The sequence below is a fragment of the Streptomyces sp. NPDC054975 genome (genome assembly GCF_053609105.1).
In genome coordinates this window covers 45,911-57,354 of sequence record NZ_JBSGWV010000029.1, presented here as the reverse complement: position 1 = coordinate 57,354, position 11,444 = coordinate 45,911, and the positions used below count along the sequence as shown (strand labels likewise).

11 protein-coding genes are annotated in these 11,444 nt (G+C 69.8%); 6 read left to right on the top strand and 5 right to left on the bottom strand.

Features of this window, described 5'->3' with window-relative positions:
• Window positions 1–52: 52 nt before the first annotated feature.
• Window positions 53–1,234 (bottom strand): quinolinate synthase NadA, encoded by a 1,182-nt coding sequence (gene nadA / locus ACWF79_RS23650; protein WP_453730125.1) that lies wholly within the window; start codon window positions 1,232–1,234, stop codon window positions 53–55.
• A 282-nt stretch (window positions 1,235–1,516) separates the two neighbouring features.
• On the opposite strand from nadA, the gene ACWF79_RS23645 reads away from it, so the two are divergent.
• Entirely contained in the window at window positions 1,517–1,873 is a 357-nt protein-coding gene (locus ACWF79_RS23645) for a HesB/IscA family protein (protein WP_018848827.1), read from the top strand.
• 85 nt (window positions 1,874–1,958) lie between these two features.
• Here ACWF79_RS23645 and ACWF79_RS23640 read toward each other — a convergent pair whose 3' ends face one another.
• Both ACWF79_RS23640 and ACWF79_RS23635 read right to left on the bottom strand, forming a co-directional pair.
• A complete protein-coding gene (locus ACWF79_RS23640; protein ID WP_453730124.1) occupies window positions 1,959–3,443 on the bottom strand; it encodes a hypothetical protein in 1,485 nt (494 codons plus the stop codon).
• 37 nt (window positions 3,444–3,480) lie between these two features.
• The gene (locus ACWF79_RS23635; RefSeq protein ID WP_453730123.1) at window positions 3,481–3,687 is read right to left on the bottom strand and encodes a hypothetical protein; all 207 of its coding nucleotides are present in this window, start codon (window positions 3,685–3,687) and stop codon (window positions 3,481–3,483) included.
• 132 nt (window positions 3,688–3,819) lie between these two features.
• Here ACWF79_RS23635 and ACWF79_RS23630 point away from each other — a divergent pair, with 132 nt between their 5' ends.
• Window positions 3,820–4,794, top strand: coding sequence for a carbohydrate kinase family protein (locus ACWF79_RS23630; RefSeq protein WP_453730122.1), 975 nt, complete (start codon window positions 3,820–3,822; stop codon window positions 4,792–4,794).
• A gap of 58 nt (window positions 4,795–4,852) precedes the next feature.
• Here the strand turns inward: ACWF79_RS23630 and ACWF79_RS23625 are convergent, their stop codons facing one another.
• Window positions 4,853–6,241, bottom strand: coding sequence for an aminotransferase class V-fold PLP-dependent enzyme (locus ACWF79_RS23625; protein WP_453730121.1), 1,389 nt, complete (start codon window positions 6,239–6,241; stop codon window positions 4,853–4,855).
• Between the two features lie 289 nt (window positions 6,242–6,530).
• On the opposite strand from ACWF79_RS23625, the gene ctaC reads away from it, so the two are divergent.
• The 4 genes from ctaC (at window position 6,531) to ACWF79_RS23605 (ending at window position 11,022) form a co-directional block, all read left to right on the top strand.
• Complete coding sequence (ctaC, locus tag ACWF79_RS23620; RefSeq protein WP_453730120.1) at window positions 6,531–7,526, top strand: aa3-type cytochrome oxidase subunit II; 996 nt, start codon at window positions 6,531–6,533, stop codon at window positions 7,524–7,526.
• A complete protein-coding gene (gene ctaD, locus ACWF79_RS23615; RefSeq protein WP_453730119.1) occupies window positions 7,523–9,262 on the top strand; it encodes an aa3-type cytochrome oxidase subunit I in 1,740 nt (579 codons plus the stop codon). Before ctaC ends, ctaD begins: the two co-directional genes overlap by 4 nt.
• Complete coding sequence (locus tag ACWF79_RS23610) at window positions 9,259–9,657, top strand: cytochrome c oxidase subunit 4 (RefSeq protein ID WP_453730118.1); 399 nt, start codon at window positions 9,259–9,261, stop codon at window positions 9,655–9,657. The genes ctaD and ACWF79_RS23610 overlap by 4 nt, the downstream gene beginning before the upstream one ends.
• Window positions 9,658–9,768: 111 nt before the next feature.
• Window positions 9,769–11,022 (top strand): Ig-like domain-containing protein, encoded by a 1,254-nt coding sequence (locus ACWF79_RS23605; RefSeq protein WP_453730117.1) that lies wholly within the window; start codon window positions 9,769–9,771, stop codon window positions 11,020–11,022.
• 3 nt (window positions 11,023–11,025) lie between these two features.
• On the opposite strand, the gene ACWF79_RS23600 is transcribed toward ACWF79_RS23605, so the two are convergent.
• A complete protein-coding gene (locus ACWF79_RS23600; RefSeq protein ID WP_453730116.1) occupies window positions 11,026–11,427 on the bottom strand; it encodes a hypothetical protein in 402 nt (133 codons plus the stop codon).
• Window positions 11,428–11,444 lie beyond the last annotated feature (17 nt).

Sequence of the window (11,444 nt, the reverse complement as noted above, 5' to 3'; positions counted from 1 at the left end):
CGAAGGGCGCCCCGCGACCATGCGGGGCGCCCTTCGCGCGGTGCGGTGGGAGTTACGGCAGCGCCAGCATCCGCTCCAGCGCCAGCTTCGCGAAGCTCTCCGTCTCCTTGTCGACCTGGATCCGGTTGACCAGCTTGCCGTCGGCCAGCGACTCCAGCGCCCACACCAGGTGCGGCAGGTCGATCCGGTTCATCGTCGAGCAGAAGCAGACCGTCTTGTCGAGGAAGACGATCTCCTTGTCCGGGTGCGCGTTGGCCACGCGGCGGACCAGGTTCAGCTCCGTGCCGATCGCCCACTTCGAGCCGGCCGGGGCCGCCTCGAGCGTCTTGATGATGTACTCCGTCGAGCCGACGTAGTCCGCCGCCGCCACGACCTCGTGCTTGCACTCCGGGTGCACCAGGACGTTCACGCCCGGGATCCGCTCGCGCACGTCGTTGACCGAGTCCAGCGAGAACCGGCCGTGGACCGAGCAGTGCCCGCGCCACAGGATCATCTTGGCGTTCCGCAGCTCCTCGACGGTCAGGCCGCCGTTCGGCTTGTGCGGGTTGTACAGGACGCAGTCCTCCAGCGACATGCCCATCTCGCGCACCGCCGTGTTGCGGCCCAGGTGCTGGTCGGGCAGGAAGAGGACCTTCTCGCCCTGCTCGAAGGCCCAGTCGAGGGCGCGCTTGGCGTTGGACGAGGTGCAGATGGTGCCCCCGTGCTTGCCGGTGAAGGCCTTGATGTCGGCCGAGGAGTTCATGTACGAGACGGGCACGACCTGCTCGGCTATGCCGGCCTCGGTCAGCACGTCCCAGCACTCGGCGACCTGCTCGGCGGTGGCCATGTCGGCCATCGAGCAGCCGGCCGCGAGGTCCGGCAGCACGACCTTCTGGTCGTCCGTGGTGAGGATGTCGGCCGACTCGGCCATGAAGTGCACACCGCAGAAGACGATGTACTCGGCCTCCGGGCGCGCCGCCGCGTCGCGGGCGAGCTTGAACGAGTCGCCCGTGACGTCGGCGAACTGGATGACCTCGTCGCGCTGGTAGTGGTGGCCGAGGACGAAGACCTTCTCCCCGAGCTTCTCCTTGGCGGCGCGGGCGCGCTCGACCAGGTCAGGGTCGGAGGGCGACGGAAGGTCGCCGGGACACTCCACTCCGCGCTCGCTCTTCGGGTCGGCCTCGCGGCCGAGCAGCAGCAGGGCGAGCGGCGTCGGCTGGACGTCCAGGGGCTGGGCGGTGGTCACGTCACGCACCCTTTCTTTCTACGGAAGACCTTTTCGTCTAAATGACGCTATCTATCATAACTGCTTCACGTCAGTTTGACGATGGCCATAGTGTCGATGTGACGAATTCGCGGTCCACGGATCGGCACTTGCCGGTTCCCGGCTCCGTGAGCGCTCGTTCCTGGTCCGCGAGCAGGTGTGCGAGCATGAAAGAGACAAAAGACGGAGCCGAGCCTCACCCGGAATGAATCCCGGGCCCCGCCGGTTGCAACCGTCGGCAAGCAGTCTCCGTACAACCCGGGAGAGAAGCAGATGTCCGTATCGGACGAGAAGACCACTGTCAGCGACGGCATCCTCCTGTCTGACGCCGCCGCGGCCAAGGTCAAGGCCCTGCTCGACCAGGAAGGCCGCGACGACCTCGCGCTGCGCGTCGCCGTACAGCCCGGCGGCTGCTCCGGCCTGCGCTACCAGCTCTTCTTCGACGAGCGTTCGCTCGACGGCGACGTCGTCAAGGACTTCGACGGCGTCAAGGTCGTCACCGACCGCATGAGCGCCCCGTACCTGGGCGGCGCCTCCATCGACTTCGTCGACACCATCGAGAAGCAGGGCTTCACGATCGACAACCCGAACGCCACGGGCTCCTGCGCCTGCGGCGACTCGTTCAGCTAAGCCGTCAGTCGAACGTACGAAGGCGGCCGCCCGGAGATCCGGGCGGCCGCCTTCGTACGTCCCCGCGTACGTTCCTGGAACGGGGTCACTTCCTCGGTACGGGCTCCCCGCTCGCCGTGTCCACGACCGTGCGGCTGCCGAGCGGCTGCTCCAGGGTCACCGTCCGCGTCACCTCCACGGCGATGAGGATGCACGCCTTGTCCGGGTCGATCGGCTTCTCCGTCACCCGCACACGCACCTTGTCGGCGCTCTCCTCGGCCGTCGCCGTGTACGTGCTGCACACCCCGCCCCAGAAGGTCACCGACAGCTTCGTGCCGGTGCCGTCGACGCGGTACGACTCGATCTGCCGCGCCGGCGCCGTGCCCTCGCCCGGATCCGGCGTGGGGGTCGGGGCCGGCTTCGTCGGGGGCGTCAGGTGCTCGGGTGCCACGGCCGTCCGTACGACCGTGTGGGGCTTCGCCCCGGGCTCCGCCTCCACCTGGAACAGCCACGAGGGTACGAGCGCCCGCTCGCCGTCCACGAACTGCGACGCGAGCCCGAAGACCGCGCCGGTGACGGCCAGCTCACGCGGCTCGTTCTTCGGCTCGCACGGGACGGTCGCCGCGCCCGGAGCCGGCGCGCCCGGAGCCGTCGCGTCCGGAGTCGGTGCGTCCGCCGCCGGAGGGGCCTCGGCCGGTGGGGCCGTCGCGCAGCCTCCGATGCCGATCGAGCCCGTGGCGGCCGACTTGTTCAGCTCCTCCAGGGCCTTCCCGGCGCCGATCACCGGATACTCGGCCCCCTTCGCAGGCTCCTTCAACTGCCCGCTGCCCCCGACCAGTTCACCGTCCGGGCCGACGTGGATCCCGGTCGACCAGCCGTACGTCGGCAGCCCGCCCACGACCGGGTCGGCGTTGACCACCCGTACCGACCCCATCAGCTGGCTCGCGTCGACCTTCGCGTCGTCCTGGCCGGCGGCCTTCAGGACCGGAGCGGCCGCCGCCCGCGCGGCTGCCTCGCTCACCGGGCCGCCGCTCGGCGGCTTCGCCTCACCCGGAGGCGGGCATGCCTTGCCCTTGAGGCAGGTGTCGCCGACCGGGCCCCCGTCGTACCGGGCGAACGTCCAGCTGCCCGGCGCCACGGCCGACACGTCGAGCCGCAGCCCCGAGCCGTCCTTCTCCGGCGCGATCTTCCAGACCTCGCCCTCCAGCCTCGGCGTGCCGGAGATGCCCAGCGCCTGCGCCAGCCGCGTCACCTCCGCCGACGTGACCCGGCCCTCAGGCCGGTGGACCGCGGCCGAGGAGGGCCCCTGGGGGAGCGGGCCCTTGGCCTTGTAGACGGCTCCGCCGCCGTTCGGGTCGGGCTCGCCCGGCGCGATCCCGGGACCGCCGTCCCGGTTCGCGCCGTCGCCCGCGGCGTCCAGGCTCAGTGGCGGGGGAGCGACGGCATCGCCGTCCGCCGAGGTGGCCAGGTAGACCCCGCCGCCCCCGGCGAGCAGGACGCCCGCCGCCACCGAGGCCACGAGCAGCGGCCGGTGCCGCATCCGTCGGTTCTCCGTACCGCTCACCGCATCGCTCCTTCGTCCCGAAGACATCAGTGGGACGGAATGGGCGAGCGGGTGGTTCCGTCCCTCAGGCGCCGTATTCGGAGGTGGCGTCGATCAGCCGCGCCGAGGCGGGCGGCACGACGACCCCGTGGATCGACGCGGGGGAGACCGGAGCGGGGGCGGCGTCCGACGGCACCACCCAGTGCGGAGCCATCCGCGCGCTGTCGCCGCGCAGCTGGGCCAGGCTGAACTCGGACTCCTGATGCTCACGAGGAGCGGGGTAGGTGGACATAAGCGCACCGTACGCACGGCGTGACTCCGGAGAAAAGACCTACTCTGGGGTAGTTTCCACTGTTCGGCAGGGCGCCCCCCAGCCGGTAGCGTGAACTGTCAACCGCTTTCCGTCCCGCAGGAGCGCCCAGCCGTGCGTATCGCAGTCACCGGCTCCATCGCCACCGACCACCTCATGACCTTCCCCGGCCGGTTCGCAGACCAGCTCGTCGCGGACCAGCTGCACACGGTCTCCCTCTCCTTCCTCGTCGACAACCTCGACATCCGGCGGGGAGGCGTGGGCCCGAACATCTGCTTCGGCATGGGCCAGCTCGGCGGCAACCCGATCCTCGTGGGTGCGGCCGGTTACGACTTCGACGAGTACCGCGCCTGGCTCGACCGGCACGGCGTCGACACCGGCTCCGTACGGATCTCCGAGGTCCTGCACACCGCCCGCTTCGTCTGCACCACGGACCAGGACCACAACCAGATCGGCTCCTTCTACACGGGTGCGATGAGCGAGGCCCGGCAGATCGAGCTGAAGGCCGTCGCCGACCGCGTGGGCGGCCTCGACCTCGTGCTGATCGGCGCCGACGACCCCGAGGCGATGCTGCGCCACACCGAGGAGTGCAAGACGCGGGGCATCCCCTTCGCGGCGGACTTCTCCCAGCAGATCGCGCGGATGGACGGCGAGGAGATCCGCACGCTCCTCGACGGCGCCACCTACCTCTTCTCCAACGAGTACGAGAAGGGCCTCATCGAGTCCAAGACCGGCTGGACCGACGAGGAGATCCTCGGCCGTGTCGGCCACCGGGTCACCACCCTCGGCTCGCGCGGCGTCCGCATCGAGCGCGCGGGCGAGGCGGGCATCGAGGTCGGCTGCCCGGAGGAGGAGGCCAAGGTCGACCCGACCGGCGTCGGCGACGCGTTCCGGGCCGGCTTCCTGACCGGCCTGTCGTGGGGCGTCAGCCTGGAGCGCGCGGCCCAGGTCGGCTGCATGCTGGCGACGCTGGTGATCGAGACGCTCGGCACCCAGGAGTACACGCTGCGCCGCGCCAACTTCATGGAGCGCTTCACCAAGACCTACGGCGACGAGGCCGCCGCCGAGGTCCAGTCGCACCTGGCCTGACCCGTCGGGGCTCCGCCGCCGCCCACCGGCGCCGGCGGAGCCCCTGCGCCAGGTGCCCCTACGCCACCCGGCGTACCACGTACGCCACCCCTCCCTTGGGGGACGGTTCCTCGCCCACGTACTCCTGGCCGCGCATCTCGCACCAGGCCGGGATGTCCAGGCGGGCCGCCTCGTCGTCGGCGAGGACCGTGACCGTGGAGCCCAGGGGCACGTCGCCGATCACCTTCGCGAGCTCGATCACCGGGATCGGGCACCGCCGGCCCAGGGCGTCCACCACGAGGGAGCCGGCCGGGCCCGGCTCCGGGGCCTGCGCCCCCGGGGCGCCGAGTCGCTCCCGTACCTGCGCGACCACCCCCGGCAGCACGGTCAGGAAGCGGTCCACGTCCTCCTCCGTCGTGCCCGTCGGCAGCGACACCCGTACGTTTCCCTCGCTCAGCACCCCCATGGCGCGCAGCACATGGCTGGGCGTCAGCGTCGAACTCGTACACGACGAACCGGATGAAACGGAGAATCCCTCCCGGTCCAGCTCGTGCAGCAAGGTCTCTCCGTCGACATAGAGACAGGAGAAGGTGACGAGATGGGGGAGCCGGCGTACCGGGTCGCCCACCACCTCCACGTCCGGCACCAGCTCCGCAACCCGCGCCCGGATCCGGTCCACCAGCGCCCGCAGCCGGGCCCCCTCGGCCTCCGCCTCCGCCCGCACCGCCCGCAGCGAGGCGGCCGCGGCCACGATCGCCGGCAGGTTCTCGAATCCGGCCGCCCGCCCCGACTCCCGCTCGTCCCCCGGACCTTGAGGGGCGAAACGGACACCCTTACGGACCGCGAGCAGCCCCACGCCCGCCGGACCGCCCCACTTGTGCGCGCTCGCCGCGAGCAGCGACCACGCCCCCTCCACCGGCCCCCACCCCAGCGACTGCGCCGCGTCCACGAGGAGCGGCACGCCCGCCGCCCCGCACGCCTCGGCGACCTCCGCCACCGGCTGCGCCGTCCCCACCTCGTGGTTGGCGGACTGCAGACAGGCCAGCGCCGTCCCCGGCTCACCGACCGCCACCGCGAAGGCCGCCGCCTCCACCGCCCCGGACCGCCCCACCGGCACCTCGGCCACCGAGCCGCCGGCCGCCGCGTGCGCCTCGCCCGCGTGCAGGACGGAGGAGTGCTCGACCGCCGAGACGACCAGCCGGGTCCCGACACGCCGACGCGCCGCGAGCGCCCCGGAAATTCCGGAATGCACCGCCCGTGTCCCCGAAGGAGTGAACACCAGCTCGTCGGGGCGACAGCCGACGGCCTCCGCCGCGGCCTCCCGGGCCGCGTCGAGCAGCATCCTGGCGCGCCGCCCCTCGCGGTAGAGCCGGGCGGGGTCGGCCCAGCCCTCGTCCAGGGAGGCAAGCAGCGCCTGGCGGGCGACCGGGTGGAGCGGGGCGGAGGAGGCGGCGTCGAAGTAGGGCACCCGTCCACGCTAGCCCCCGCCCGATGATCCCCCGTCAGACGGCCCGCCCGCGCGGCCGATCGCCCCACGTCCGGCGGGTCGCGACCGCCCCGCGGAGGCCCGGAGTCCACCCCTTCGGGGAGTCGGACGGCGCGTTGGGCACCCTCCCCGCGCGACCCCAAATAGCGTCCAGTAGGGTTTGGTCCGCATAAACATCCAAACCCCTGCCCGCGGCCGGGGCGGCGACCGACCAGAGAGACGGACGGCCGTGGCCGACCAGCGCGGGCCGAGACTCTCGGGAAGGCGCTACGTGAGTCCCAACGGCTCCGACCTCCCCCGCAGCCAAGGCGCGGGTGGTACCCCCACGTCTCGGCGCCCGATGCGGCGGAAGCTGCCGCAGGTGCTGACTGCGGGCCTGATCCTGGCGACAGCCACCGGCTGCTCGTACAACTGGGAAGACTTCCCCCGCCTTGGAATGCCCACCCCGGTCACGGAAGAGGCTCCTCGGATCCTCTCCCTGTGGCAGGGCTCGTGGGCGGCCGCGCTCGTCACGGGCGTGCTGGTCTGGGGGCTGATCCTGTGGTCGGTCATCTTCCACCGGCGCAGCCGCACCAAGGTCGAGGTACCCCCGCAGACGCGGTACAACATGCCCATCGAGGCGCTGTACACCGTCACCCCGCTCATCATCGTCTCCGTGCTCTTCTACTTCACGGCGCGCGACGAGTCCGAGCTCCTCAAGCTCACCAGCAAGCCGGCCCACACCGTGAACGTGGTCGGCTACCAGTGGAGCTGGGGCTTCAACTACGTCGAGAACGTGCCCGGAGTGAAGGGCGACGCCAAGACGGACAAGAACCTCGCCGCCATCCCGGACAAGTTCCTGAACGACTTCCCGGAGAACGCCGGCGGTGTCTACGACGCCGGTATCCCGGGTGACCGGAACCCGCAGAACGGCAACCCGGGTCCGACCCTGTGGCTGCCGAAGGGCGAGAAGGTCCGGTTCGTCCTGACCTCCCGTGACGTCATCCACTCCTTCTGGGTGGTCCCCTTCCTGATGAAGCAGGACGTCATCCCGGGTCACACCAACTCCTTCGAGGTGACTCCGACCCAGGAGGGCACCTTCATGGGCAAGTGCGCCGAGCTCTGCGGCGTCGACCACTCCCGGATGCTCTTCAACGTCAAGGTGGTCTCCCCGGAGCGCTACCAGCAGCACCTGAAGGAGCTGGCGGAGAAGGGGCAGACCGGCTACATCCCGTCGGGCATTGAGCAGACGGACCCGGCCAGGAATGCGGAGAAGAACCAACTGTGAGCATCCTCAACGAACCCCAGGGTGCGGCCGCGGCTGAGGACTCGTACGAGAACGAGCTCCCGGTACGCCGCAAGCAGCCCGGCAATGTCGTGGTCAAGTGGCTCACCACCACCGACCACAAGACGATCGGCACCCTCTACCTGGTGACGTCGTTCGTCTTCTTCTGCATCGGCGGACTCATGGCGCTCTTCATGCGCGCCGAGCTGGCCCGTCCGGGTACGCAGATCATGTCGAACGAGCAGTTCAACCAGGCGTTCACGATGCACGGCACGATCATGCTGCTGATGTTCGCGACGCCGCTCTTCGCCGGTTTCGCGAACTGGATCATGCCGCTGCAGATCGGCGCGCCCGACGTGGCGTTCCCGCGGCTGAACATGTTCGCCTACTGGCTGTACCTCTTCGGCTCGATCATCGCGGTGGCCGGCTTCCTCACCCCGCAGGGTGCGGCCGACTTCGGCTGGTTCGCCTACTCCCCGCTGTCGGACGCCGTCCGCTCGCCGGGTGTCGGCGCCGACATGTGGATCATGGGTCTGGCCTTCTCCGGCTTCGGCACGATCCTCGGTTCGGTCAACTTCATCACCACGATCATCTGCATGCGCGCTCCGGGCATGACGATGTTCCGTATGCCGATCTTCACCTGGAACGTGCTGCTGACCGGTGTCCTGGTCCTGCTCGCCTTCCCGGTCCTCGCCGCCGCGCTCTTCGCGCTGGAGGCCGACCGCAAGTTCGGCTCGCACATCTTCGACGCGGCCAACGGCGGTGCCCTGCTCTGGCAGCACCTCTTCTGGTTCTTCGGACACCCCGAGGTGTACATCATCGCGCTGCCGTTCTTCGGCATCGTCTCCGAAGTGATCCCGGTCTTCAGCCGCAAGCCGATGTTCGGTTACATCGGTCTGGTGGCCGCGACCATCGCGATCGCCGGCCTCTCCGTGACCGTGTGGGCCCACCACATGTACGTCACCGGTGGAGTGCTCCTACCGTTCTTCTCCTTCATGACGTTCCTCATCGCCGTACCGACCGGCGTGAAGTTCTTCAACTGGATCGGAACGATGTGGAAGGGCTCGTTGTCCTTCGAGACACCGATGCTCTGGACGATCGGCTTCCTGGTCACCTTCACCTTCGGTGGTCTGACCGGCGTCATCCTGGCCTCGCCGCCGATGGACTTCCACGTCTCCGACTCGTACTTCGTCGTCGCGCACTTCCACTACGTCGTCTTCGGCACCGTGGTCTTCGCGATGTTCGCCGGCTTCCACTTCTGGTGGCCGAAGTTCACCGGCAAGATGCTGGACGAGCGGCTCGGCAAGATCACCTTCTGGACGCTGTTCATCGGCTTCCACGGCACGTTCCTGGTGCAGCACTGGCTCGGTGCCGAGGGCATGCCGCGTCGTTACGCGGACTACCTCGACGCCGACGGCTTCACCGCGCTGAACACGATCTCGACGATCTCCTCGTTCCTGCTGGGCCTGTCGATCCTGCCGTTCCTCTACAACGTGTGGAAGACCGCCAAGTACGGCAAGAAGATCGAGGTCGACGACCCGTGGGGCTACGGCCGTTCGCTGGAGTGGGCCACCTCCTGCCCGCCCCCGCGGCACAACTTCCTCACCCTGCCGCGGATCCGCTCCGAATCCCCGGCGTTCGACCTGCACCACCCTGAGATCGCCGCTCTCGACCAGCTCGAGAACAAGCCGCACGAGGCCGAGGCTCTCGCCGGCAGCAGCAAGGAGGTCGGCAAGTGAAGATCCAGGGCAAGATGTTCATCTGGCTGAGCGTCTTCATCCTCGCCATGGCGGTCCTCTATGGCGTGTGGTCGAAGGAGCCGGTCGGCACCACGGCGCTCTTCCTGGCCTTCGGCCTCTCCATCATGATCGGCTACTACCTGGCCTTCACGGCCCGGCGGGTCGACGCGATGGCGCAGGACGACAAGGAGGCCGACGTCGCGGACGAGGCCGGCGAGGTGGGCTTCTTCGCCCCCCACAGCTGGCAGCCGCTCTCGCTGGCCATCGGTGGCGCGCTCGCCTTCCTCGCCGTCGCGATGGGCTGGTGGCTGCTGTACTTCTCCGCGCCGCTGATCCTGGTCGGTCTGTTCGGCTGGGTGTTCGAGTTCTACCGCGGTGAGAACCAGAACCAGTAGCAGTACCCCGCAACACCCCGAGGGGCCCGGACACTTCACCCCGAAGTGTCCGGGCCCCTCGTTTGCAGCACTCGGCGCGCTGGGCGCGAGGAATGTTCTTACGGTGATGTCATGAACGACACGCCGCGCATTCGGACTGTTCTGAGCTGCCTCCTGCTGGCCCTCACCGTCACCGCGGGCGCCGGCGCCTGCGCGGGCACCGACGGCCATCCGCTCTCGGTGAAGCCGTACGACGCGGCGCAGCAGGTCTCCTTCAGCGCCCCCGTGGACGGCAAGAAGGTCGACCCGGACAAGGCGCTGGAGATCACGGCCAAGGGCTCCGAGGGCCGTATCACCGACGTGACGGCCGTCGACGCGACCGGGCACCACCTGGCCGGCGAACTGACCGCCGACGGCCGCCTCTGGCGCTCCACGGGCTCCCTGACGGCCGGCGCCCGCTACACCGTCAAGGTGTCCGTGGAGGACGAGGACGGCGCCCCCGGCGCCCGTACGTTCACGTTCGAGACCGCCCCGGCCAAGCGGGCCCTGACGGTCGAGTTCGGCCCGGAGGCGGGCAAGTACGGCGTCGGACAGCCCATCACGGCCGCGCTCAGCCTTCCCGTCAAGGACCGCAAGGCCCGCGCGGTCGTGGAACGGGCCCTGAAGGTGCGCTCCACGCCGTCCGTCGAGGGCTCCTGGCACTGGGTGGACGACAAGAAGCTGCACTTCCGTCCGAAGGAGTACTGGCCCACGGGCGCGGCGATCACGGCCAGCGCCAACCTCGCGGGCGTCAAGGTCGGCGACAAGCTCTACGGCGGCGAGTCGAAGCCGCTCAAGCTGACCATCGGCGACCGCATCGAGGCGGTCGCGGACGCCGGCTCGCACTACATGACCGTGCGGCGCAACGGAGAAGTGATCAACACCATTCCGGTGACCACCGGCAAGCCGGGCTTCTCCACCCGAAACGGGATCAAGGTCGTGCTCGGCAAGGAGTACTTCGTACGGATGCGCGGTACCAGCATCGGCATCGCGGCGGGCAGCTCGGAGTCGTACGACCTGCCGGTCTACTACGCCACCCGGGTCACCTGGAGCGGTGAGTACGTCCACGCCGCGCCCTGGTCCGTCGGCTCGCAGGGCGTGGCGAACGTCAGCCACGGCTGTGTCGGCATGTCGACAGGGAACGCGGCCTGGTTCTACGAGACCGTCCGCCCCGGCGACATCGTGAAGACCGTCAACAGCTACGGCGACACGATGGACCCGTTCGGGAACGGCTTCGGCGACTGGAACCTGTCCTGGGACAAGTGGCGCCAGGGCAGCGCCCTGGTGGCCGACGCCAAGAGCGCCACCCACCAGCCGGACCCCAGCCGCCTGCGGCCCCTTGTCTAGCCCTTACGCGTCGATGGACAGGCGCGTGCGCAGCAGGCCCGCCAGGGACGCCGCGAACTCGACCGGTTCCACCGGAAGGGTGACGGCGGCGTCCGCCCGGCTCCAGGTCGCCAGCCAGGCGTCCTGCGGGCGGCCGATCAGCAGCAGCACCGGCGGGCAACGGAAGACCTCGTCCTTGATCTGCCGGCAGACGCCCATACCGCCCGCCGGCACGGCCTCGCCGTCCAGGACGCAGGCGTCGATGCCGCCCTCCTCCAGCCGCTTGAGCACGGCCGGGAGTGTCGCGCACTCGATGAACTCGACCGGCGGAACGTCGGCAGCGGGCCGGCGACCCGCAGCAAGCCGCACCTGTTCCCGCGTGTTCGCGTCGTCGCTGTAGACCAGGACCGTGGCGCTCGACTGCATCGTTCCTCCGTGAAGGT